Source organism: Halopolyspora algeriensis, from assembly GCF_003337235.1.
GTDB classification, from domain to species: Bacteria; Actinomycetota; Actinomycetes; order Mycobacteriales; family Pseudonocardiaceae; genus Haloactinomyces; species Haloactinomyces algeriensis.
Genome location: NZ_QPJC01000005.1, coordinates 63,285 through 86,766, shown reverse-complemented (window position 1 = coordinate 86,766; position 23,482 = coordinate 63,285). Strand labels below are relative to the sequence as shown.

Annotated in this window: 20 protein-coding genes and 4 tRNA genes; 15 read left to right on the top strand and 9 right to left on the bottom strand. The window is 67.8% G+C overall.

The features are described from left to right. The first annotated feature begins 17 nt into the window (after window positions 1-17). Entirely contained in the window at window positions 18-758 is a 741-nt protein-coding gene (locus tag DFQ14_RS10055; RefSeq protein WP_114452950.1) for a response regulator, read from the top strand. Window positions 759-848: 90 nt separating this feature from the next. Then, window positions 849-1,913 (top strand): Gfo/Idh/MocA family oxidoreductase, encoded by a 1,065-nt coding sequence (locus DFQ14_RS10050; RefSeq protein ID WP_114452949.1) that lies wholly within the window; start codon window positions 849-851, stop codon window positions 1,911-1,913. A 40-nt stretch (window positions 1,914-1,953) separates the two neighbouring features. Here the strand turns inward: DFQ14_RS10050 and DFQ14_RS10045 are convergent, their stop codons facing one another. After that, window positions 1,954-2,268 (bottom strand): hypothetical protein, encoded by a 315-nt coding sequence (locus DFQ14_RS10045; RefSeq protein WP_114452948.1) that lies wholly within the window; start codon window positions 2,266-2,268, stop codon window positions 1,954-1,956. Window positions 2,269-2,709: 441 nt separating this feature from the next. Here DFQ14_RS10045 and DFQ14_RS22115 point away from each other — a divergent pair, with 441 nt between their 5' ends. Continuing rightward, on the top strand, window positions 2,710-3,171 hold the full coding sequence (locus tag DFQ14_RS22115) for a hypothetical protein (protein WP_141921324.1): 462 nt from the start codon (window positions 2,710-2,712) through the stop codon (window positions 3,169-3,171). Between the two features lie 49 nt (window positions 3,172-3,220). On the opposite strand, the gene DFQ14_RS10040 is transcribed toward DFQ14_RS22115, so the two are convergent. Further along, on the bottom strand, window positions 3,221-4,012 hold the full coding sequence (locus DFQ14_RS10040; RefSeq protein WP_114452947.1) for a cupin domain-containing protein: 792 nt from the start codon (window positions 4,010-4,012) through the stop codon (window positions 3,221-3,223). A gap of 97 nt (window positions 4,013-4,109) precedes the next feature. Beyond that, entirely contained in the window at window positions 4,110-5,156 is a 1,047-nt protein-coding gene (locus DFQ14_RS10035) for an LLM class F420-dependent oxidoreductase (RefSeq protein WP_114452946.1), read from the bottom strand. A 267-nt stretch (window positions 5,157-5,423) separates the two neighbouring features. Between DFQ14_RS10035 and DFQ14_RS10030 the strand changes: the two genes are divergently transcribed. Further along, window positions 5,424-5,813, top strand: a complete 390-nt coding sequence (locus tag DFQ14_RS10030; protein WP_114452945.1) for a phage holin family protein — start codon at window positions 5,424-5,426, stop codon at window positions 5,811-5,813. A gap of 33 nt (window positions 5,814-5,846) precedes the next feature. Here the strand turns inward: DFQ14_RS10030 and lhgO are convergent, their stop codons facing one another. The 3 genes from lhgO to DFQ14_RS10015 form a co-directional block, all read right to left on the bottom strand. Then, entirely contained in the window at window positions 5,847-7,076 is a 1,230-nt protein-coding gene (gene lhgO / locus DFQ14_RS10025; protein ID WP_114453095.1) for an L-2-hydroxyglutarate oxidase, read from the bottom strand. Between the two features lie 81 nt (window positions 7,077-7,157). After that, window positions 7,158-7,229 (bottom strand) — tRNA-Val (locus DFQ14_RS10020). Between the two features lie 44 nt (window positions 7,230-7,273). Continuing rightward, a complete protein-coding gene (locus DFQ14_RS10015) occupies window positions 7,274-7,702 on the bottom strand; it encodes a TIGR02611 family protein (protein WP_114452944.1) in 429 nt (142 codons plus the stop codon). Between the two features lie 878 nt (window positions 7,703-8,580). Here DFQ14_RS10015 and DFQ14_RS10010 point away from each other — a divergent pair. From DFQ14_RS10010 to DFQ14_RS09995, 4 genes are all read left to right on the top strand, one after another. After that, window positions 8,581-9,006, top strand: a complete 426-nt coding sequence (locus tag DFQ14_RS10010) for an SsgA family sporulation/cell division regulator (protein ID WP_114452943.1) — start codon at window positions 8,581-8,583, stop codon at window positions 9,004-9,006. 194 nt (window positions 9,007-9,200) lie between these two features. Then, window positions 9,201-9,272: transfer RNA gene (locus DFQ14_RS10005), tRNA-Gly, on the top strand. 46 nt (window positions 9,273-9,318) lie between these two features. Next, a tRNA-Cys gene (locus DFQ14_RS10000) sits at window positions 9,319-9,390 on the top strand. Window position 9,391: 1 nt separating this feature from the next. Next, a tRNA-Val gene (locus tag DFQ14_RS09995) sits at window positions 9,392-9,463 on the top strand. 184 nt (window positions 9,464-9,647) lie between these two features. On the opposite strand, the gene DFQ14_RS09990 is transcribed toward DFQ14_RS09995, so the two are convergent. Together DFQ14_RS09990 and pruA are read right to left on the bottom strand one after the other, a co-directional pair. Continuing rightward, a complete protein-coding gene (locus DFQ14_RS09990) occupies window positions 9,648-10,577 on the bottom strand; it encodes a proline dehydrogenase family protein (RefSeq protein ID WP_114452942.1) in 930 nt (309 codons plus the stop codon). Window positions 10,578-10,685: 108 nt separating this feature from the next. Then, window positions 10,686-12,314, bottom strand: a complete 1,629-nt coding sequence (gene pruA, locus DFQ14_RS09985) for an L-glutamate gamma-semialdehyde dehydrogenase (protein ID WP_114452941.1) — start codon at window positions 12,312-12,314, stop codon at window positions 10,686-10,688. Window positions 12,315-12,452: 138 nt separating this feature from the next. On the opposite strand from pruA, the gene DFQ14_RS09980 reads away from it, so the two are divergent. The 5 genes from DFQ14_RS09980 to DFQ14_RS09960 all read left to right on the top strand — a co-directional run bounded on the left by DFQ14_RS09980 (window position 12,453) and on the right by DFQ14_RS09960 (window position 18,486). Beyond that, entirely contained in the window at window positions 12,453-14,147 is a 1,695-nt protein-coding gene (locus tag DFQ14_RS09980; RefSeq protein ID WP_114452940.1) for a PucR family transcriptional regulator, read from the top strand. A gap of 212 nt (window positions 14,148-14,359) precedes the next feature. Then, on the top strand, window positions 14,360-14,812 hold the full coding sequence (locus tag DFQ14_RS09975) for a universal stress protein (RefSeq protein ID WP_114452939.1): 453 nt from the start codon (window positions 14,360-14,362) through the stop codon (window positions 14,810-14,812). Window positions 14,813-14,816: 4 nt separating this feature from the next. Then, a complete protein-coding gene (locus DFQ14_RS09970) occupies window positions 14,817-15,770 on the top strand; it encodes an adenylate/guanylate cyclase domain-containing protein (protein ID WP_338072596.1) in 954 nt (317 codons plus the stop codon). Window positions 15,771-15,847: 77 nt separating this feature from the next. Then, on the top strand, window positions 15,848-17,233 hold the full coding sequence (locus DFQ14_RS09965; protein WP_114453094.1) for an FAD-binding oxidoreductase: 1,386 nt from the start codon (window positions 15,848-15,850) through the stop codon (window positions 17,231-17,233). Between the two features lie 23 nt (window positions 17,234-17,256). Beyond that, the gene (locus DFQ14_RS09960; protein ID WP_114452937.1) at window positions 17,257-18,486 is read left to right on the top strand and encodes an SAM-dependent methyltransferase; all 1,230 of its coding nucleotides are present in this window, start codon (window positions 17,257-17,259) and stop codon (window positions 18,484-18,486) included. 89 nt (window positions 18,487-18,575) lie between these two features. Here DFQ14_RS09960 and DFQ14_RS09955 read toward each other — a convergent pair whose 3' ends face one another. Further along, window positions 18,576-20,012, bottom strand: a complete 1,437-nt coding sequence (locus DFQ14_RS09955; RefSeq protein WP_114452936.1) for a lipase maturation factor family protein — start codon at window positions 20,010-20,012, stop codon at window positions 18,576-18,578. 411 nt (window positions 20,013-20,423) lie between these two features. On the opposite strand from DFQ14_RS09955, the gene DFQ14_RS09950 reads away from it, so the two are divergent. Together DFQ14_RS09950 and DFQ14_RS09945 are read left to right on the top strand one after the other, a co-directional pair. After that, entirely contained in the window at window positions 20,424-21,233 is an 810-nt protein-coding gene (locus tag DFQ14_RS09950; protein WP_114452935.1) for an SAM-dependent methyltransferase, read from the top strand. A gap of 45 nt (window positions 21,234-21,278) precedes the next feature. After that, window positions 21,279-23,405: a putative bifunctional diguanylate cyclase/phosphodiesterase gene (locus tag DFQ14_RS09945; protein ID WP_114452934.1), complete on the top strand. Its 2,127-nt coding sequence runs from the start codon at window positions 21,279-21,281 to the stop codon at window positions 23,403-23,405. Window positions 23,406-23,482 lie beyond the last annotated feature (77 nt).

Here is a 23,482-nt window from a genome sequence, read left to right as displayed (position 1 = left end):
ACCCGAGGAGGTCCGGGGTGAATGCTTCGGTCACGGACGTAGTCGTCGCAGACGATCAGGCGATGATTCGTGGCGGACTCGTCGCGCTGCTGTCCGCGGAGCCGGACCTGCGCGTCCTGGCCGAAGCCGCCGACGGCGAGGCGGCCGTGGCCGCGGTCAAGCGGCGCCGCCCCGACGTGGTGCTCATGGATGTACGCATGCCCGGTACGGACGGAATCGCCGCGGCCCGCGAGATCATCACGATCACCGAGGCACAGACCTCGGTGATCATGCTGACCGTGTACGATCTCGACGAGTACGTCTACGCCGCGTTGCGTGCCGGGGCGAGCGGTTTTCTGCTCAAGGACGCTCCGCCGGAAGAGCTGGTCAAGGCCGTGCGCACAGTAGCGTCGGGGGAAGCGCTGCTGGCGCCGAGCGTGACACGAAGGCTCCTGCAGCGCTTTGCCGATCTGGGGATTCGGGACTGCTCCACCGAGTTGGCGTCGTTGACCGAACGGGAATGCGACGTTCTGCTGGAGGTGGCGCGGGGTGGTTCCAACGCGGAGATCGCCCGCAACCTCGGCCTGGCGGAGTTGACGGTCAAGTCCCACCTGTATCACGTGATGCAGAAGCTGCATCTGAACTCGCGAACCCAACTTGTGATCATGGCGTACGAGACCGGGCTCGTCTCTCCCGGGCAGGCGGTACTCACCGGAGAGGACGGCTCGAGCGGCAGGTCTCCTGTCCGCGATCGCTCGACCGGGCCCGCGTCCGCCTGAGCAGACACCCTGCCGTGTCCGTATCGGGTGTGCACGGGACCGAGAGGCCGTGCCGCGGAGCCCGGACTCGTCGCTTGGTGTAATGAGTGCATGACTTCTCCGGCGCACGAACTGAGAGTCGGCCTTGTCGGATACGGGCTCGCAGGCGCTGCCTTCCATGCTCCGCTGATTGCCGCGGACCCCCATCTGCGTCTCGACGCCGTCGTGACCTCGAATCCCGAACGGCAGCACCGGGTGCGCACCGACCACCCGGAGGCAGCGGTGCATGCGCAGCCGCAATCGCTGTTCGACCGGGCCGATGAACTCGATCTGATCGTGGTCGCCGGCCCGAACAGAACGCATTTCGAGTTGGCCTCGGCAGCATTGGAGGCCGGCCTGCCCGTGGTGGTCGACAAACCGTTCACCGTTACGGCCGAACAGGGGCGGGCACTGATCGACCAGGCCCGCAACCGTGCGCTGATGTTGACGGTGTTCCAGAACCGCCGCTGGGACAACGACATGCTCACCCTGGGCGTGATACTCGACTCCGGCGAGCTCGGCACGATCCATCGCTTCGAATCGCGCTTCGAGCGGTGGGAACCCGCACCGAAATCCACGTGGCGGGATCAGGGCCCGGTTGCGGAGGCAGGCGGAGCGCTCTACGACCTCGGCAGCCACCTGATCGATCAGGCGTTGCAGCTCTTCGGGCCGGTTTCGACGGTGTTCGCCGAAACCGACGTCCGCAGGCCCGGCGTCGAGGTCGACGACGACACGTTCGTCGCACTGGCGCATACGCGAGGTGTGCGCACGCACCTGTGGATGAGCAAGCTCGCGGCCCAGCACGGCCCTCGTTTCCGGGTGCTCGGTGACCGGGCCGCCTACACCAAGTACGGGTTCGACCCGCAGGAGAACGATCTCCGTGCGGGCAGGCGGCCGGGTGCGGACGGTTGGGGACAGGAGCCCGCGCAGCGGTGGGGCGTGCTCGGTTCCGGAGAGGAGGTTCACCCCCGGCCGAGCGAGCTCGGACGTTACGAGGCGTTCTATGCGGGCGTGGCGCGGGCGTTGCACGACGGGACAGCGCCACCGGTGGACCCGGCGGATTCCGTCGCCGGCCTGGAGGTCATCGAGGCGGCTCGTCGCTCGGCGGCCGCGGGGACGGTCGAGCACGTGCACTGATCGTTGCCGGTGCCGCCTCGTCCGTCCACTGCTTGCCTTCCTACCGGTGGTTCCGGGGTTCGGAACGCGCCGTTCCGGGCTCCTGCCCGATGTCGGCAGGCAGGTCCGGCCGCGTTCCGGTCCGCACCGCAGAGCCGGTCCGTGCCTGCCGTGGCCGCGATCGCTCGCCCGGGTTTCCTCGAATGTAGAGCGCCTGGGCGGCAAGTACGAGAATGCCGAGCAGGAGGGCGCCGAGGAGTATCCACAGGGCCACGGCCATGTGGTCGAACAGCCACAAGGCGGCCGCTGTCCCGCACGCGACGCCGACGACAGTGGCGAGTATGTGGAACAGCAGGTGGACGCTGTAGCCCTTCACGGCCGGGCACCTCCGCTTCGTCGAGCACACGCCCCGAGCGCACGTGTTGTGGGCTCCTTCGGCTTGCCCGGTTGCTTCTCCGACATCCTGCGCGTTCGCGCCGGGCGGCAGGCGACCGGGCTTGCCGCCTTCATGCTGTGGGCGCCTTATCCGAGGGTAGCGTCGCGTGTGGCCGCTGTGCTGCGCCGAGGCGGAAGGATCACAGCGTGGCTTCTACTGCTGCAGCCCGGCAGGTACGAAGATTCCCCCGATCCGCAGAAATTCCTCCTATCGTGGTAGGTGCTGAGCTGGAGTCAGCGTCCACCGTTCCGGCGACTTACGGTTGACGGGAAAGTTTGGTGGAAGTCGGTGCAGTGCGAGAACCGGCTTCGCGAGCCGCTGGGGCCCGCTGCGTTTCGCGCGGCCCGTCGCGGCGAACAACCATGTCGGGGGTGGTTGACTGTGAATACCTTGGCCGTGTTCGCGGTGTCGGCAACGGGGGGGATCGGGGTGATCCTGGGGTCCCTGGTGGCGATGTGCTGGATCGAGCAGCGCGTGGTCGGGGGAAGGCCACGCAGGCGCCCGCGTTCGCGCAGCGTGCCGTCCGGGCAGCAGCCGACACCTGCTCGTACCCACCGGATGGGGAAAGCGAGCGCCGCAGTCGCGGCACGCGAATCGAGCACCACGGGCACACCGGTGTCCCGCAACAGGCCGGTGGGGCACCGGGAGGATCACTCGCGACAGGTTGTGCGGCGTCGCGGTACGCCCGGGCCGGGGCGGACCGGGCAGGCCACGTTCGCTTCTCTGCCCGGAAGGCGCAGTCAGGGGCGTGTGGCCGTGGCATCGGGCGTGCTGGCGGTGGCCGCGCTCGCGTGCGTGGCCAGCCAGCGCCACGGCAACCCACCGGCGAACACGCCGAGATGAGCCGCGTGGTGCGGCCGCGAGCACACTCCGTCGTCGCCGCGCCCGTTCGTCACAGCGTGCGGAAATCCGCGAAGTCGAAGCCGGGGGAGACCACGCAGCTGACCAGCGTCTCGGCTTCGGCCGAGGCATCCGCCCGCTGCCAGTGCCCCGCCGGGACCACCGCCTGCGGCATCTGGCCCGCGGCGATGTCCGGGCCCAGGGTGATCGACTCCTGCCGGGCCTGCGGGTGGGGACCGTCGCCGGCGCAGGTCAGCACCAGGGGACCGCCGCGATGCCACAGCCACAGCTCGTCCGAGGCCACGGTGTGCCAGGCCGAACTGTGTCCGGCGGGCAGCAGGAAGTAGATTGCCGTTGCGGTCGGGCGCTCGTCCTGCTTGCCCGCAACGTGGGTGGTGACGGAACTGGTCCAGGTACGCCGGTACCAGCCGCCTTCCGGGTGCGGCAGCAGGTCGAGTTCCCGGGCACAGCAATCACGCCGCTCGAAACCGAGGAAGTGCCCGTGCACGTCGCGGCGCGCGTAATGAACGTCGAGGACCGCCGCACGGTCGAGAGGACCGTAGACGTGCGGGAACAGTGTGTCGGCGGCCACCCCCTCCGGTGGGGCCGGCACCGCCGCTTCCCGGTGTACGGGCGCTGTCAGGGCCTGCTCGTCGAGCTCCAACGCGACCATGGGTTCCTCGTGGGAACGGTAGAGGCCGTTGGCCACCGCGAGGGTGGTTTCCAGGTCGGGTGAGCAGTGCACGAACCCCTCGTGTTCGAGAGTCGGCGAGGTGATCGGCGAGTCGGGGGAAGCGCGGTAGGAACGCAAGGGCAGCAGATGGAACAGCGTCGATGTGGTCACGTCTCCCAGTCTCTCGCGCTGCCGAAGGGGAAACCGCGCCACGGTGGGGAGAAGCGCCCACGAGGGGGTGAGGCGGAGGCATCACCCCCTCGTCGTCTCAGACCTCCTCGGAAAGTGCCCGGATACGCTCGATCAGGCGGGCCCGCTCGTCGGCGGTACCGGCCAGCGGGGTGACGTTGAGGGTCGTGACCCCGGACTCCTTCAGTGCCGCCAGCCGCTCGCGGACGTGGCTTTCGGGACCGATCAGCGATGTCTTGGTCAACAAGTCGGTGGGCACGTGTGCGGCGGCTTCGTCCTTCTTGCCGTCCAGGTACAGATCCTGGATCTTTTCCGCCTCGGCCTCGTAGCCGTATCGCTGCGCGAGACTGTTGTAGAAGTTGCGCCCCTTGGCGCCCATCCCGCCGATGTAGAGCGCCAGCATGGGACGCATCGAATCCAGCAGGTCGTCGAGACCGTCGCCGATGGCCAGCGGGGCCTGGACGACGGTGTCGAGCTCGGGCAGCGTCTCGTCACGCTTGGCTCTGCCCTCGGCCAGCGACTGCCCCCAGACTTCGTGGGCCTTTTCCGGAACGTAGAAGATCGGCTCCCACGACTCGGCGATCTCGGCGGTCATGGCGACGTTCTTGGGACCGATTGCCGCGATCATGATCGGGATCCGGTCGCGCACGGGATGGTTGATCAGCTTCAACGGTTTGCCGAGGCCGGTGCCCTGCTCGGCGGGCAGCGGGATCTGGAAGTGCTTGCCCTCGTGGGTGAGCTTCTCGCGTCGCCAGACTTTGCGGCAGATCTCCACGATCTCGCGGGTGCGTCCCAGCGGAGCCTGGTAGGGCACACCGTGGAAGCCCTCGATCACCTGCGGTCCGGAGGCTCCGATTCCCAGGGTGAACCGCCCGTCCGAGACGTAGTCGAGGCCTGCTGCCGTCATGGCGGTCGAGGTGGGGGTCCTGGTGTAGATCTGCAGGATGCCGGAGGCGATCTGGAGTCTCTCGGTGCGGGCGGCGATGAACCCCATCTGGCTGACCGCGTCGAAGGAGTAGGCCTCCGGCACGTAGACGATGTCCAGGCCGGCTTTCTCGTGGAGGGCCAGTTCGGCCATCGTTTCCTTGAACCCTCCGCTGTAGTTCAGCGGCATCCCGATGCGCATGGTCGTCCTCTTCCGCCTTTCGCCGATCGCCGTCGGTGTGCCTTCCGACCGTTTCCGACCCGCATGCATGTGTGCGTACGCGGGCTCGGGTGAGGTGCCCAGAGATTACCGTCGAGTACGGAACCGGGACAGCCCCCGCGGTCCGGATGCCTGCGCGGCAGCGGGCGAGCGGTGCCTCGATGTCCTCGCCGGCCGGTGCCACTGCCCGGCGGTACGGCCAGTAGCGTTGCACTCGTCCGCCGTCGCCGAGCAGGAAGGTCATGCCCCTTGGCCTTGTTGGTGCATATTCTGGTTACCGCGGTGGCGGTGTGGGTGACCACCGCACTGCCCGGCGTCACCCTCGGTGGGCAGGACACCGGAACGCGGATCGTCACCCTGGCCGTCGTCGCGATCGTGTTCGGCGTCGTCAACGCGGTACTCAAGCCGGTGGCCAAGACGCTGGGATGCCTGCTTTACGTGCTGACGCTCGGGTTGTTCGGTCTCGTGGTCAACGCGCTGCTGTTCTGGCTCACGAGCTGGCTTGCAGGCCGACTGGCGTTGCCGTTCCACGTGGACGGATTCTGGCCCGCCTTCTGGGGAGCGATCATCGTCACGATCGTCAGCAGTGTGCTGCATGCTGTCGTGCGTCGGGTGCGGCCGGCGCGGGAGGGCGGCTGAGGCCGCCGGTCGACTCCTGTGCGGGCGACGGGATCAACCGCTCCAGGGGGAGCTCGCGCGGGCGGCGATATCCCGACCGATCAGCAGCGACGCGGTCGCCGCCGGTGAGGGGGCATTGAGAACGTGCACCCAGTGCTCGTCCTCGGTGAACAGAAAGTCGTCGACCAGGGTCCCGTCGGAGGTGACGGCCTGGGCACGTACGCCGGACCCGGCAGGATGCAGGTCCCGTCCCCGCACCTCGGGCACCAGTTCCTGCGCGGCACGGACGAACATCGGTGTGAACGCCGAACGTGCGATCTCGCCCGCACCCGTGCGCCAGTACTTTCGTGCCAGGGTGCGCAGCCCGCGATCTCGAGCCAGCGAGCGCAGGTGCGCGGCGGACCAGGTACGCCAGTCGTACCCTTCGCGCGCCAGTGCGGGGACGGCATTCGGCCCGATATGGACGCTTCCGTCGACCGTGCGGGTCAGGTGGACGCCCAGGAAGGGAAAGGCCGGGTTCGGAACCGGGTAGATCAGTGATCGCACCAGGTCGCGACCGGATCCGGTGGCGTGGAAGTACTCGCCGCGAAACGGCAGTATTCGTGCCGGTGGGATGCTGCCTGCCATTCGGGCGACCACATCGCTGTGCAGCCCCGCGCAGTTCACGGCGCGGCGAGTACGGATGTCACCGGTCGTCGTGGACAGCACCACACTCGAACTCTCACGGTGGACGCCACGGAGTTCGGTGTTCGCGCGCAGCTCGACCCCCTCGGCCTGCAGGATCGCCGCGAGGCGACGTGCGACCGCGGCGAAGTCGGTGATTCCCGCGTCGGGGACCAGCAGCGCTTTGACACCCCGGGCGTGGGGCTCGCGCTCGCGGAGCTCCGCACCGTCGATCTCGCTCAGACGTACTCCGTTGGCCCGCCCCCGCCGAGCCAGTTCGGCCAGCCGGGGAAGGTGGGGCCGACTCGTTGCCACCACCACCTTCCCGGTGCGCTGGGCGGGGATGCCCTGTTCGGCGCAGAACTCGTACATCGCTTCGGCGCCTGCCCGGGCGAAGCGGGCCTTCGAGCTGCCCGGCGGGTAGTAGAGTCCGCTGTGGATCACCCCGGAATTCCGTGCGGTCTGATGTGTTCCCCAGTCCTGCTCCTTGTCGATGACGGTGACTGCCGGCTGCCTGCGGGGCTTGCCGGGAACGGTCGTTTGCCCACGTACGAGGGCGTATGCGGTCGCGAGCCCGACGATGCCCCCGCCCACGATGGTCACATCACTCGTCGCCGTCATCTCCGCCGACCGCATTTCCTTCCGGGAACAAAAAAGATCCCCGGCGGCGCCGGGGATCTTGCATGCTGGCTCTTCGGACTGTGGGCGATGCTGGGTTCGAACCAGCGACCTCTTCGGTGTGAACGAAGCGCTCTCCCGCTGAGCTAATCGCCCGCTCCGCCTTCCGCGGCGGCAGGGAAAACAGTACACGATCGCATTCAGGGCTCGAGAAGGGGGGACTGCAGCCATCCCCACGGCAGCCCGACCCACTCGCCGAGCAGGGCGAATGCTCCGAGCAACCACAGCGTCACCAGGACGACCAGGCAGGTGCCTGTCATGACGAGCAGTTTGACGAAGGGATGCTGGCGGCTGACCCACCACATCCACCGGTGGTAGTGGTGCTTGGCGAACATGTTCACGCGGTGCGCCCACGCGAACTCGGTACCGAGAATGCCGAGACCGGCGAAGACGGTGATCCAGCCGGGGCCGGGGTAAGGGACCATGAGGATCCCCGCCAGGAACACGATGCCTCCGACCGCTCCCAGGGCTCCCCGGTAGATCGTGTTCAGGGTGGGCCTGCGGCGAATCCTCTCCCGGCGCTCGTGCAACCTGTCCCGCCACGCGTGCAGGCGTGGATGCCTCGGCATCGAGTGTCCGTGAGCCGACTCGCGCTCTGTCGTGCGCGAGTCCGGCCTGGCTGTACTACTCAGGGCTCAGTTCACCTGCCACATGCCGGATGTGCAATACGGGACCGTGCGCCGACCCCCTGTCTCGCCCGAAGGCGGGCGCAGTCCGCTACGCCACTCAGGGTACGGCCTGGTGCCGACGTTGTCGGGTGTTGCTCGGAAATCGAGCGGGATTGATGCGCGCTGTTGCCGACCGGTGTTCCCGTCCGGCGCGGACGGGTGGAGATGTATCACACTGTGATGAGGATCTCTTCACCATGGGGTCGGCCACGCCTGTGCAGGCATGTCTCGGATGCCTCCGGCCGGTGGCGTTGGCCCATTCTTGTGAACCGGTGTGGTGAGCGTCTCGCCGAGCTCTTGCGCATACGGTTGGTGTGCAGGTGGAATCGCCTAACCTGGGCGTGGCGCCCTGCGGTGTAACCCCGTGGTAAGGCGCCCGTAAACGGGGCTTTCCCGGTGGTGATCGCCGGGCGCCGAAAGCGGGTTCGTTCCGGACGTGGTCGGTGATCGAACTCGCCGGGTCCGTGGCGATCGGAGTGGCGTTCCGCCATCGAGGTTCGAGGACGGGCAGTAATGAGCGTGACCGGGTGTGGGTGCGCTCGGCGAGGGGAAGACCTTCGGTGTGGGGTGTCGGTGTTGGCAGCGGCAGGTCTGTCCGGAGGCATCGTCGACCCGAGAGAAAGCGAATACTCCGTGTGATTTCCCGGTTGCCCAGCGAATTAGTTTTCCCCTGGACGGGTGATCTATTTGCAAGTTACGAGCGAACGGGCCCCCATAACCGTCACAACTGTGTTGTCCGATCCGATGAAGGATCGGGAGAGACGAGAAAGGCGAGGACGATGCGTAACGATCACGTGACACTGCGCTCGACGGCGGTGTTCGATCTGCTGGCTCCGCAGGCGCCTGCTGTGCCTGTGCAGGTGGAGCTGCGCTACGACACTCGTGACCCGTACGCCGTGATTGCTGCGTTCCGGACGGGACGGGCCGGCTGGGTGGAGTGGGTCTTCGCGCGCGACCTGCTGGCCGATGGGTTGATCGCGCAGGCGGGCGAGGGAGATGTGGCCATTCGCCCCTCGGTCGACGACCCCGAGGTGGTCGTGGTCGAGCTGAGTTCGCCGTCGGGTCATGCCATGTTCGAGGCCTCGGCGCAGGAGTTGGCCGACTTCCTGGACCGGACGTACGACGTCGTCGTGCCCGGAAACGAGAATTTGTGGGTCAACGTCGACGATGCGCTGACGAGGTTGCTGCCGCACGACCTGTCCTGAGCGAACACGAGCTCGGCCGGATGGCACTGACCGGGAAAAGCCCGGTTCAGCGGCGGCACGCGGGTAATCCGGGACCCGGTTTGATCGCCGCTGGAGGCGTGGGCTAGAGTTTTGCATGCAACGCGACGGAGCCATCCGGTGAACCAGCGGTCCGGTAAGCGGAAGCGGGTAAGCCGGAAGCAGTCGTGGCACAGGCGGACGTGGCGCAGCGGTAGCGCATCAGCTTGCCAAGCTGAGGGTCGCGGGTTCGAATCCCGTCGTCCGCTCTGGAAGTTTCGGATCCAGTCCGTTCTCGGATGGATCTTTCAGTTCGGCGGAGTGGCCGAGTGGCTGAGGCAAGGGCCTGCAAAGCCCTGTACGCGGGTTCGATTCCCGCCTCCGCCTCGCGCGATTAGCTCAGCGGGAGAGCGCTACCTTGACACGGTAGAGGTCGCTGGTTCAAACCCAGCATCGCGCACCGTCATCGGTGTGACACGGTCTCCATCGACCTCGCGTGGTCGATGGAGACCGTTTTGCTTTACCAGCTCACGCGGACAGGGGCGCCACCTGCTTCGGCCATAACGACCGCCGGGTGAGCGACGTCGGTCGCTTGTACCCACGTAAGCAGCCGGCACCGCTGTGCAAGCCTATCCGCGCACTCCCTACCTCCTGCCGAGCAGGGAGCGAAGGAAAAACCCGAGATTGGCGGGGCGCTCGGCGAGACGGCGCATGAAGTAGCCGTACCACTCGGTGCCGTAGGGCACGTACACCCGGACCGTCTCGCCTCCGGAGGCGAGACGCCGCTGCTCGGCCGGGCGGATACCGTAGAGCATCTGGAACTCGTAGCTGCCCGGTGCCCGTCCGGCTCGCGCTGCCAGTTCGGAGGCGATCGCCACCATCCGGGGGTCGTGGGAGGCCACCATCGGATACCCCTCTCCGCCCATCAGCGTCTTCAGACAGCGAACGTAGGACCGGTCCACCTCGTGCTTGTCCCGGAACGCCACCGAGGCGGGCTCGGAGTAGGCCCCCTTGCACAGCCGGACGCGCGAGCCCTTCGTGGCGAGGTCACGACAGTCCTGTTCGGTGCGGCGCAAGTAGGCCTGCAGGACGGCACCCACGCGGGGAAAGTCGGCGCGCAGGTCGGCGAGGATCTCCAGGGTGGCGTCCGTGGTGGTGTGATCCTCCATGTCCACTGTCACGGTGGTGCCCGCGGCTTCCGCCGATTCGCAGATCCGCCGGGCGTTGTCCAACGCGATCTTGTCGCCGTCGGAGGGCAGGAGTCTGCCGATCGCGGACAGCTTCACCGACACTTCCGCGCGTTCGGCCAGACCGGCACGGTGCAGTGCGGCCAGCAACTGCTGGTAGGCCCGCACCGTGGTCGTGGCTTGCACCGTGTCCTCGGTGTCCTCGCCCAGGTGATCGAGCGTGACGGACATGCCCTGCTCGGCCAGTTCGCGGGTGACGTCCAGAGCTGCCTGCGGTGCGGTGCCCGCGACGAAGCGGTTCACCACCGGACGGGTGAGTGGGTTGGCCTCCACGGTCCGCCGGATGCCCTCGGAGCGGGCTGCGGTCAGTAAAGCGGAACGAAGCATCGGATTCTCCTCGGCGCCTGCCACCCGATGGTGTCCGGACACCGCCGGGGTGGAACGGCGATGTCCGGACCTCGGTGCTGCGGCAGTGGGTGGAGGCGCTTGCGCTGGTCAGCCCTGGTGCGGGTAGGTGTGGTGGGTGGGAGCGTCGAACGTCTCCTTGATCGCGCGAGGACTGGTCCAGCGCTGGATGTTGAACATCGACCCGGCCTTGTCGTTGGTCCCGGAGGCGCGGCCGCCGCCGAAGGGCTGCCTGCCGACGATGGAGCCGGTGGGCTTGTCGTTGACGTAGAAGTTGCCTGCCGCGTGCCGCAGTGTGCGGTGGGCCTCGTCGACGGCACTGCGGTCGGTGGCGAAAACGGCACCGGTCAACGCGTAGGGACTGGTGCTGTCGACGGTCTCGAGGATCTCGGAGTAGCGGTTGTCGTCGTAGACGTGCACCGCGAGGATGGGCCCGAAGTACTCGGTGGTGAACGCCTCGTCGGTGGGATCGGTGCCCACCATGAGCGTCGGCTCCACGAAGTAACCGACCGAGTCGTCGTAGCCGCCACCGGCCAGGATCTCCAGTGACGGTTCCGAGGCGGCACGATCCAGAGCCGCCTTGTGCTTGGCAAAGGCCCTGGCGTCGATCACCGCGCCACCGAAGTGGGAGAAGTCGCTGATGTCACCGTAGGTGACGCTGCGGGTGGCCTCGACGAGTTCCTCCCGCAGTCCCGACTCCCACAGCGACCGCGGGAGGTAGGCCCGAGAGGCCGCCGAGCACTTCTGCCCCTGGTACTCGAACGCCCCGCGCACCAGTGCGGTCACGATCGGAGCGGGATCGGCCGACGGGTGGGCGACGAGGAAGTCCTTGCCTCCGGTTTCGCCGACGATGCGCGGGTAGGTGCGGTAGTTGTCGATGTTGTCGCCGATCGTCTTCCACAGCGTGCGGAAGGTCGCCGCCGATCCGGTGAAGTGCAAGCCCGCCAGGTCCGGATCGGTCAGGGCGACCTCGCTGACGGCCCGGCCGTCGCCGGTGACCATGTTGATCACTCCGGGCGGCAGACCCGCGGCCTCCAACAGGCGCATCGTGAAGTGCGCGGCGAACTGCTGTGACGGTGTCGGCTTCCACACCACGGTGTTGCCCATCAGGGCCGGGGCGGTGGGCAGGTTCGCCGCGATGGCGGTGAAGTTGAACGGTGTGATCGCGGTGACGAAGCCGTCCAGGGGGCGGTACTCCATGCGGTTCCACTCACCGGGCACGGAGTTCGGCTGCTCGGCGAGAATGCGCCGGGCGTAGTGCACGTTGAACCGCAGGAAGTCGATGAGCTCGCAGGCGGCTTCGATCTCGGCCTGATGGACCGACTTCGACTGGCCCAGCATGGTGGCGGCGTTGATGGTGTCGCGCCACGGCCCGGACAGCAGGTCCGCCGCTCGCAGCATGACCGCCGCGCGCTCGTCGAAGGGGGTCGCGCTCCACGCGGCCGCGGCGTCCTTGGCCGCCTGCACGGCCTCGGCGACATCGTCGCCGGTGGCGTGTGCGCAGGTGCCGAGTACGTGTGCGTGGTGGTGGGGTTGTACGACATCGAACCGCTCACCCCCGGCCATCAGCTGCTTGCCCGCGATCGTCGTGGTCAGATCGATCCGCTCGGACTTCAGTTCGGCCACTCGTCGCTGCAGCGACTCCCGTTCCGTCGATCCGGGGGCGTAGAACTTGACCGGTTCGTTCTGCGGAACGGGGACCGAAGTGATGGCATCCATGATCCTCACGCCTCCTCGTGCGAAGTCCTGTCGAGCCAGGAGAAGACCTGTTGTCGTGTGCTGTGGCGCACCGTTGACCGTCGAGCTTAGGGACTTGCTGCTCGGCATGATTTGTTCGTCCGGCTATCGTTGTCGGCCATGGATTGTTCGGTTGAACAACATGAGAGCTCGGGCGGGCATGGCGGCACGCCGACGGCCGCCGTGCCCCTGCGTCAGCTCTTCATCACCGTGGCCGAACCACTGGTCGACGTGCTCGCCGCGCCCCGCGGGTTCGACGTGGAGGTGCGCGATGTCGTCATTGTCGACCCGGAGGAGGATGCCGGCACGCGCTCCGGTGATCTCGTGCTCGTCATCGGTGCACGTGGCCGCTCCGCCGTTCGACTGGTGCGCGCGGCGGCTCGCGGGGGTGCGGCGGCGGTGGCGGTCAAGGTGGAGGGCGATCAGGACGCGCGTGCCCTGCGCGAGACCGCCATCGACGGCGGCGTCGCGCTGCTCGGAGTGCGCCCGGAAGTGCGCTGGGAGCAACTCGAGGCTTTCGCACGCTCCGCCGTCGACAACGCGCGGCTGTCCACGGAGGCGGACGTGGGAGAGGCCATGGGAGACCTGTTCTCGCTCGCCCAGACCGTGGCGGCCATGACCGGCGGCATCGTTAGTGTCGAGGACACCGCGAACCGGGTGCTGGCTTACTCGCGCTCGGACGACGAAGTCGACGAGCTGCGCAGGCTGTCGATCCTGGGACGCCGCGGCCCGGAGCCGTTCCTGGCGATGCTGCGCGAGTGGGGAATATACCGGCGCCTTCGCTCTGGCGAGGAGGTAGTGCACATCGACGAACGGCCGGACCTGGGCATCCGGCGCCGGATGGCGGTGGGCATTCACGCCGGGACACAGCCACTGGGCACGATCTGGGTCCAGGAAGGTGCCCAGCCGTTGAGCGACCGGTCCGACCGGGCGCTGCTGGGAGCAGCGCGGGTTGCGGCGCTGCAGCTCATCCGGCACCGGACGGAGACCACCGCGGCGCCGCGGTTCCGGGAGAACCTGCTGACCGGCTTGCTCGACAGCCGGATCGACGCCGACTCCGTGGCAGGCAACATCGGAGCCGATGCCCGCAAGCCCGGCGTCGTCGTCGTGCTCACGCTGCGCTCCGGCGAGCGGTCCGAGTTCACCGACCGGTCCGAGATCGAGCTCCGGCGTGCGGAGATGACCAGTCTGATCTCCGTGCACGCTGCCGCGTACCGGCGCAGCGCCCTGGTCACCATGATCGGTTCCCGCGTTTACGTGTTGTTGCCCGACCTGCCCGACCTGCCCGACCGGTCGGCGGAATCCGGCGTCGTCGGCCTGACCCGGGAGATCGTGGCGGCGGCGAAGAACCACCTGCGCGCGCGGGTCCAGGCGGGTATCGGTTCGGTGGCGTCCACACTCGCAGACGTCGCCGTGTCGCGCACCGATGCGGACCGGATCCTCGATGCGATGGCCCACGATGTCCGGGCCGAAGTCGCCACCATCGCCGATGTGCGCTCGCGGGTCCTGGTCAGTGAGGTGCTGACGCTGGTGCAGGACAACGAGCGGGTGCGTGATCCCCGCGTGGCGCTGCTGATCGAGCACGACGCCGAGCACGGTACGCAGTTCGCCCGCTCGGTGCTGGCCTACCTGGAGGCGTTCGGTGAGGTACGTGTGGCCGGTGAGGAGCTGCATGTGCATCCCAATACGCTGCGTTACCGCATCCGGCGTGCCGCCGAGCTCGGCGGTTTCGACCTCGCCGATCCCGCGGAACGTCTGAACGTCCACCTGCAGCTGTTGCTGGCCCACCGAAGCACGGGGGCGGCATTGCGATGACGTCTCCGGCGCGTGGCGGCAGGGGCGAGTCCGCCGTGCGGGGGCGGCCGGCTTGCCCGGCGCGGGGTGGGAGCGGCAGGCTCACGCGAGGCCGCCGTGCTTGCCCGAATTCTCCAGGAGCAGGTTCGCGTGGTGAGCGTGACGGCGGCGCACCACGATCGTTAGTGTTCACGTCCAGGCGAATCTCGATGCCACCGGAGGGTGAGAGATCGATGTCCAGCTATCGCACCGTCGTCGTCGGAACGGATGGTTCCTCGCCCTCGATGCGCGCGGTGGTCCGTGCCGCGGAGGTGGCACGTGACTCCTCGGCCGAACTCGTGATCGTGTGCGCCTACTATCCGAGCAGTGACCGGGAGGTGGAACGCGCTCAGGACGAGCTCGGGGACGAGGCGTTCCAGGTGGTCGGTGCGGCTCCGGCCGAGCAGACATTGCGGGAGGCCGGCGAGCATGCCCGTGCGGCGGGCGCGGACAGCATCAAGACGGTTCCGGTTCTGGGGCCGCCGATCAACTCGCTGATCGAGGCGGCGGACGAGCATGCGGCCGATCTCCTGGTCGTGGGAAGCCGCGGACTGAACACGCTCAAAGGACGCATCATCGGATCGGTCCCCTCGGAGGTCTCCCGGCGCTCGGACAGCGATGTGCTCGTCGTTCGAACCGCGCGGTAATTTCGTGTCCTCCGAAGATCCGATCGAACGGACCCTGCTCGGTGGTGAACCCCGGTACCGCAAGGCGGAGGTCGCCGAGGCGGCCGGGGTCGAGTTGGCGCGTGCCGAGCGGCTCTGGGAGGCGATGGGGTTCGCGCATGTCGCCGATGACGAGGTGGTGTTCACCGAGGCCGACGTGACGGCGCTTCGCATGCTGGTCCAGCTGGTCTCCGCCGAGATCATCACCTCCGAGGTGGAGACCGCGGTGGCGCGGTCCCTGGCCCAGACCATGTCGCGGCTGGCCGAGTGGCAGGTCGGAATCTTCAAGTCGGTGTTGGGCACGAAGTTCGCCGAGGACATCGACACGACCGCGCAGTTCGCGGAGGCGGTCCTGCCGGTGATGGACCAGCTGCAGGGATACGTGTGGCGCCGACACCTCGCGGCCATTGCCGGTCGGGAGCTCAACGAGACCGACACTCGTGTCGAGGAGCCCACGTTGGTCGTGGGATTCGCCGACCTCGTCGGCTACACCCGGCTCGTGCGGGACTTCAGCGAACTCGAGCTCGCCAGGTTGATCGACGACTTCGAGGACCTCGTCACCCGGGTGATCGCCGAAAATCACGGGCGCATCGTGAAGACCGTCGGCGACGAGGTCCTCTTCGTCACCGATACGGCCCAGAGCGCCGCCGAGATCGCGCTGTCGCTGAACGAGGGTGTCGCCGCGGAACCCAGGCTGCCCCCGCTGCGCATCGGTCTGGCTCGCGGAAGGGTACTTGCCCGGTTCGGTGACGTGTACGGATCGACGGTCAACATCGCCAGTCGCCTGACCACCCTGGCCCGGCCCGCTTCCGTCCTGATCGACCGGGAGTGCGCCGCCGTGCTGCGGGACCACCGTGATTTTTCGCTGACCTCCATCGGCCCCAACAAGGTGCAGGGCTTCCGGGGACTGCGTGCCTGGGCACTGCGCCGCGCCGGGTGATCGCCCCACTGCTCTGATCAGGTTGCTCGCCGGCCGAGGGGATGCCGACGGGGGGCGGTGGCAATATCGTCGTGCTCATGGGAGCCGATTCGGCAGCAGCCATCACTCGTGACGACCATTCCGACGAGGTCACAGCCCTGTCGGCGCAGTACGGGCGGATCCCGAAGTCGGTTCCGGTCCGGTTGGCCAAGCGCACCTCGAACCTGTTCCGTTTCCGTTCCCCATCCCGGGCACCCGGCCTCGATGTCAGCGGCCTGGACCGGGTGATCTCGGTGGACCCCGACAGCCGAACGGCCGATGTACAGGGGATGGTCACGTACGAGAACCTGGTCGACGCGACCCTGCCGTACGGATTGATGCCGCTGGTCGTCCCCCAGCTCAAAACGATCACGCTCGGTGGCGCGGTGGCCGGGCTGGGAATCGAATCCTCCTCGTTTCGCAACGGCCTGCCCCACGAATCCGTGCGCGAGATGGAAATCCTGACCGGTGACGGGCGGGTCGTGCTCGCGCGCCCGGACAACGAACACGCGGAACTGTTCCGGGGGTTTCCCAACTCCTACGGTTCGCTCGGATACGCGCTGCGCCTGGTGATCGAGCTCGAACCGGTCACACCGTATGTCCGGCTCCGCCACGTGCGCTTCGACGGCGTGGCCGACTGCGTGGCCACGCTGGAGCGGATCTGGCGCACCGGGACTTTCGAGGGCAGCCGGATCGACTTCGTCGACGGCACCGTCTTCGATGCCACGTCGGTGTACCTGACCCTGGCGACGCTCGTGACCGAAGCGCCCGAGCCGAGCGACTACACCGGCAGACATATCTACTATCGCTCGATCCGGCAGCGTGCGATCGACCACCTGCACATCCGGGACTACCTCTGGCGCTGGGACACCGACTGGTTCTGGTGTTCTCGCGCCCTGGGAGCCCAGCACCCGCTCGTGCGCCCGTTCTGGCCCCGGCGGTACCTGCGCTCGGACGTGTATCGCAGGCTGGTCGCCCTCGACCGTCGCTTCGGCTTGTCCGAGCGAATCGCTCGCCGGCTCGGACGACCCCCGCACGAGCCGGTGATCCAGGATGTCGAGATCCCGCTCGACGGACTCGAGGAGTTCCTGGAGTTCTTCCACCGCGACATCGGGATCAGCCCCGTCTGGCTGTGTCCGGTCCGGTTGCGTGATCCCGAGGGGTGGCCGCTGTACCCGATGGATCCCCGAACCCACTACGTCAACGTGGGGTTCTGGTCGTCCGTGCCGCTGGCACCGGGGCAGCACAGCTCGAGCCACAACCGGGCCATCGAGAGCAAAGTGACCGAATTGGATGGTCACAAATCCCTGTACTCGACGTCCTTCTACGACGAGGACGAGTTCTGGCGACTGTACAACCGGCCCGCCTACCGGCGACTCAAGGAGCGCTACGACGCGCATTCCCGGCTTCCCGGGCTCTACGACAAGTGCGTGCGCGGGACGTGACCTCGGCGAAGGGAGAATCGGTGATGGACGTGGCGGAGATATTGCCTCGTGTGCTCGGCCGGGACCTGCCGGTCGAGTTTCGTGCCTACGACGGTAGCCGCGCAGGGCGTGTCGGCGCCGACATCCGGATGGAGATCCGCTCCCCACTGGCGCTGTCACATCTGGCGGCCTCGCCCGATGAGCTCGGGTTGGCACGTGCCTACGTCACCGGGCATCTGGAGGTGCACGGGGACATGTACACCGCGCTGACCCGTTTTCCGGCCATCAGCCTGGAGGAGGTGCCCGCTCGTGTCCGGCTGGAGCTGATGCTCAAGCTCGCCGCGCACCGGCTGTGGTGGCCCGTGCGCCCGCCCGCACACGAGGCGCGCCCACGTGGCCTGCGGCACTCCAAGAAGCGGGACAGCAAGGTCGTCTCGCACCACTACGATGTGTCGAACCGTTTTTACGAGTGGGTCCTGGGCCCGTCGATGACCTACACCTGCGCGGTGTTCCCCGAAGCGGCGTCGAGCCTGGAGCAGGCACAGTTCGCCAAGCACGAGCTGGTCGCCCGCAAACTCGGCTTGTCCGAGGGCATGCGTCTGCTCGATGTCGGCGCCGGGTGGGGCGGCATGGTGTTGCACGCCGCCGAGCACTACGGGGTCCGTGCCCTCGGCGTCACCCTGTCCCGTGCGCAGGCGCAGTGGGCACAGAAGACCATCGCCGAGCGGGGACTCGCCGATCTGGCCGAGGTGCGCCACCTCGACTACCGCGATGTGGCCGAGTCCGGTTTCGACGCGGTGAGCTCCATCGGACTCACCGAGCACATCGGACAGGCACAGGTGCCCGATTATTTCGCCTTTCTCCGGGAGAAACTCCGTCCGGGCGGGCGGCTGCTCAACCACTGCATCACCCGCCCGGACGGCTTGCGCTCCGCACGAGCAGGCAAGTTCATCAGCCGGTACGTGTTTCCCGACGGAGAACTGGAGTCTCCTGCCGCGGTGATGGCGGCCATGCACGACAACGGCTTCGAGGTCCGGCACGAGGAGAACCTGCGCGAGCACTACGCGAGAACTCTCGCCGCATGGTCGGCCAATCTCGACGAGCGCTGGAACGACGCGGTCCGCGAGGTGGGAATCGAGCGGGCTCGGACCTGGCGGTTGTACATGGCGGCGTCGCGGTTCGGTTTCGAGCAGAACAACATCCAGCTGCACCAGACGCTGGGGGTGCGTCTCGACGGTGCCGACGCACACATGCCGCTGCGCCCGGACTGGTGAGAAGCCGCCTTGCAACGCGATTGGGTGGTCGGTGCCCCGCCGTTCCATGCGGCGTCCGCGCGTGCGCACACCTGCTGCCGGAAAGTCGCTCACGCCGTGTCGGTGAGTGAGACCGGTGGCACGTAGTCGTCGACGTGTTCGCGGACCCACCAGTCTCCGGTGGCGCGGTGTTCGGCCCGTGTGCTGAAGCGGTAGTGAAACATCCGGGCACGGACGAACACCGGCGGCCGATCCGGGAAGGGGTTGTGCCGCAGCAGGTTCAGGATCCGGCGGTCGTTGTGCAGCAGAGCTTTCAGCAGCCGGGTCATCCAGGAGCGCCCGTAACTCGGCGAGAGGGCGCAGAACCACATGAGCCAGTCCAGCCGCAGGTGGTAGGGGGCGATCTGCGGGGGACGCCGCGAGGGATCGCCGGGTTTGCCGCGGAACTCGTATTCGCGCCAGTCCGCCGTGTCACCGGGGTCGGGATCCACCGTGCCCTCGATGATCACTTCGTAGCGGGTGCGGGTGACACTGCCGAAAGCACCGTAGGTGTTGGCCAGGTGCAGCTTGTTGAAGCTGCGGTTCATCACCTGTCGCCGCCCGAGCATGTTGCGCACCGGCCAGTAGCTGAGCACGATCATTCCGAGCGTGACCGCGAGCACGGTGGCCCGGTGCCAGAGTGGCGTGGGAGCCGTGTCCGGCGGGCCGACGGGCAGCACCCATCCCAGCATCCGGTTGTCCATCGCGGCGAAGGCCAACACGATGGTGATCGCGTTGAGCCACGCGAAGTTGCCGCTGAGCAACAGCCACGCCTGCGTGACGATGACGATCACCGCGGCCACGTTGGCGGCCGGCTGCGGGGCGAACAGGACGAACGGCACGATCAGCTGGGTGCCGTGGTTGGCGAGTACCTCGACCCGGTGCAGCCGGCGCGGGAGGTGGTGGAAGGCGCGGCTGAGCGGTCCGGGCATCGGCTGCGTCTCGTGGTGGTAGTACAGCGCCGTGAGGTTGCGCCAGCTGGGGTCGCCCCGGAGCTTGATGAGCCCGGCCCCGAACTCGACGCGGAACAACAGCCAGAGCAGCAACCACAGCACCGGCGCGGGCGGAGTGGTATCGGCCGGGCCCAGGAAGATCGCGAGAAATCCCGCCTCCAGCAGCAGCGACTCCCAGCCGAACGCGTACCAGATCTGGCCGATGTTGACGATGGACAGGTAGAGGATCCACAGCGTGCTCCAGACCGCCATCGACGCCCAGAGCGGCAGCGCGTTCACCAGCCCGAGAGTCGCTGCCGCGCCGGCGAGGACGCCGTACCAGGCCAGCACCGCGAAGAACCGATCGGAGTAGTACAGGTGGAACACACTCGGGGCGCGGCGGAACCCGGCCGAGGCGAGAAACCGCGGTGCCGGAGTGAGCCCGTGCTCGCCGAGCAGGGGGCGGAACTGGTTCACGGCGTTGAGGAAGGCGAGCAGGTAGAGGGCCCCCAGCAGGTGCTGAACGACCGCCCTCGCCATCCAGTAATCGGGAGCCCAGAACCACTGCCAGGGCATCACCGTGCCTCCGTTCTGCGGGTCTCGGTCCCGGACGTTGCGTCGCCGGGCAGGAGTTCGACACGTGTCGGGTGGTGAGCAGTGCCCGTGGGCCGCTTCGGCCGACTCTAGTCCGCCGAGCCGGAGACATCAGCGTGGATTTCGGCCGTTGTGGTGCGGTGGTCCCGCCTGCGGAACCGGAACCCGAGAAGAAACTCGGAGTGATCACTAAACACCTGCAGTGATCACGAAAAACCGACGAGTCGTGAGTGACCGAACGCGGTGCGTCACAGTAGGATCGGAGTTGATCTCTCGGCGGTGGTTTCCGAAAAGCTCCGTGCAGCGGCGACTCCGCCGTGGGCGAAGCACCGCAGACGGGTCGGTGCCCGCTTGTCCGCGCGGGTCACCCGACCGAGAGAGAAGGAGTACACCGTGGAAGACCGACCGAACTGGTTGCCCAAGGACGTGGACCTGGAAAAGCCCAGCGCGGCCCGCTGTTACGACTACTACCTCGGCGGCGCGCACAACTTCGCCGTGGACCGCGAGCTCGCCCGGCAGGTCGTGGCGATGGTGCCGCAGACCAAGGCGCTGGCCCAGGACAACCGTGCGTTCCTGCGCCGGGCGGTGCGCTACTGCGTCGACCGGGGGATCCGCCAGTTCCTCGACATCGGCTCCGGGATCCCGACGGCGGGCAACGTGCACGAGGTCGCCCAGGAGATCGCTCCCGAGGCCCGGGTCGTCTACGTGGACAACGAACCGGTGGCTGTCGCCCACAGCCGGTCGATTCTGGACGGCAACGAGTACGCGGACGTCGTGCAGGCCGACCTGGTCGATGCGGCGGAGATCCTGGACTCCCCGCAGGCCAAGCAGTTGCTGAACTTCGACGAACCCATCGCGGTGCTGATGGTGGCGCTGTTCCACTTCGTGCCGGACTCGGCCCAGCCGAAGCGGATCATCGGTCAGTACAGCGAACGCATGGCCCCCGGAAGCTACCTCGGCCTCTCGCACCTGACGCAGGACGACTTCCCCGAGGACGCGCAGGGCGCGATCGATCTGTACGCCAACAGCAGCAACCCGATGACCATGCGTTCGCGTGCCGAGGTCACCGATTTGCTGTCCGATTTCGAGCTCGTCGACCCCGGCGTGGTGTATCTGCCGGAATGGCGGCCGGACAGCCCCGAGGACGTCTGGGAGCAGCCCGAGCTCTCGATGGGGTACGCGGCACTCGGACACAAGGTGTGAAGCGTGCACGACGGATCCGGTGGAGGGAGGACGCAGGGAGCTGCCATGGCCGAACAGCGGGATCGGCACGAGTTCGTCCGGCAGTGGGCGCACGCGGTTCTCGGCCACACCTACGTACCGAGAGCTCGCCCGGAGCTCCAGGAATTCCTGGACGAGTGCACCGGGCAGCTTCTCGCCTCGTTGCGGAGTGAACCGTTCTCCACCGGACCGGCCACCGAGGTTGGTGCCCGCCTCGTCGAGGCGCATCTCGTCGACGGTCGGGCGCTGGAGGGCACGCTCGATCTCGTCGCCACGGGCCTGCCGGAGCTGGCCGAGCACGCAGGCGACGAGGTCTCGTGGTCACGGATGATCGCACTGGTCGGTGCGATCGCCCGTGGCTTCACCGCGGGCCTGCGGGAACGCACCTTGTCCGAACAGGAGGTCATCAAGCAGGCCGTCCTGCAGGCCAGGGACACCGCCGAAGAGGCGCTGCGTGCCAGCGAGGCCCGCTTCCGCGCGGTGTTCACCTCCTCGGCTCTGGGGATCGCCATCGTCGCCCTGGACGGCACCATCGAGGACGCGAACCAGGCCATGGCGAGGATTTTTCACGCCTCGCGGGAGGAACTCGTCGGCAGCACCGTGTTCGACCTCGCCGACGAGGCCTGGCTGCAGGACCTCCGGGAGGCCGAGGGGATGCTGGTTGCCGAGGTCGAGGAGCACTTCCGGCTCGACACCCGCTTCAGCGCCCGGGACGAGAGCGTGGTGTGGACGGAGGTCTCGGGGTCTCTGGTGCGGGACGCGCACGGCCGCCCGGAGTACCAGGTGCTGCTCTACGCCGATATCACCGACCGGCGCATGCTGCAGGAGCAGTTGCACCGCCAGGCCGTGCACGACCCGCTGACCGGGCTGGCCAACCGGACACTGCTCACCTCCCGGATGGATGCGGCGCTGGTGCCGACGGAGCCCGGGCGGCGCATCGCCCTGTGCTACCTCGACCTGGACGGTTTCAAGACCATCAACGACAGCCTGGGGCACCCCGTCGGCGACGAGCTGCTGCGTGCCGTCGCGCACCGCCTGCAGCGAATCACCGCGGAGGAGGGAGCGCTTGCCGCCCGGATGGGTGGTGACGAGTTCGTCGTCCTCGTGCCGGACTCCCCGGGAGTGAGGTCCGTGCTGGACCTGGTCGAACGTCTCCTGCACGAGATCACCCGTCCCGTGCGGCTCTCCGCGCACGAGCTCAACGCCTCGGCCAGCGCCGGTATCGTGGAGCGGGCGGTCACCGACACCGATTCGGAGGAACTGCTCAGCGACGCCGACCTCACTCTGTACCGGGCCAAGACCGAGGGCAAGGCGCAGTGGGTCCTGTTCGATCCGGAGCGCAGCGCCGCTGCGAAGCGGCGCTTCAAGCTCTCGGCCACCTTGCCCGCGGCACTGGACAACGACGAGTTCTTCGTGGAATACCGCCCGATCGCGCGGCTGGACGACAGCGGTCTCGTCGCGGTGCAGTCCCGGGTGCGCTGGGACCATCCCGAGTTCGGTGAGCTCGGTGCGGCGAGCTTCCTCGAACTGGCCGAGGAGACCGGCGCGATCACGCGCCTCGGTAACTGGGTGCTGCGGCAGGCGTGTGCGCATGCCGCGCACTGGGTACGGACTCTCGGTGCGGCTGCCCCGGCGGTCGGTGTGAACCTGTCGCCGCGGCATTTCCTCGATCCCGAATTGGTCGCCGAGGTCCAGCGGACCCTGGCCGAGACCGGTTTACCCGCCGACCGGCTTCGCTTGGGCGTGCCCGAGTCCGCGCTGTTCGACGAGCAGGGCGACCCCGTGGATACGCTGGACATCCTCGCCGAGTCGGGTATCGGTCTGGTGGTGCGGGATTTCGGCAGCGACTACACGCGGCTCGCCCGGTTGCGGGGGCTTCCGGTGCAGGGCGTCGAGATCGCCGGGAAATACCTGGACAGCCTGGCAGCATCCACAGAACCGGACCCGCTGGATGAGCATCTGGTGCACAGTCTGGTCTCCTCGGCACGGCTGCTGGACCTGACCGTCGTCGCCGCGGGAGTGCGCACGGAGGAACAGGCGGGGCGGCTGTGCAAGATGGGGGCGCACGCGGTCCGGGGAGACCATGCCGGTCCTGCGGTCTCGGCGATGGAAATCGGGATGATGGTCTCGGACGGGAGCTGTCCCGCGCCGTAGGCGCTGCTCGCGCACCTTCTTCATCCGGGATGCGTGTCACCAGCGGGAGCAGTCCCGATAACATCGGGGACGAGAGC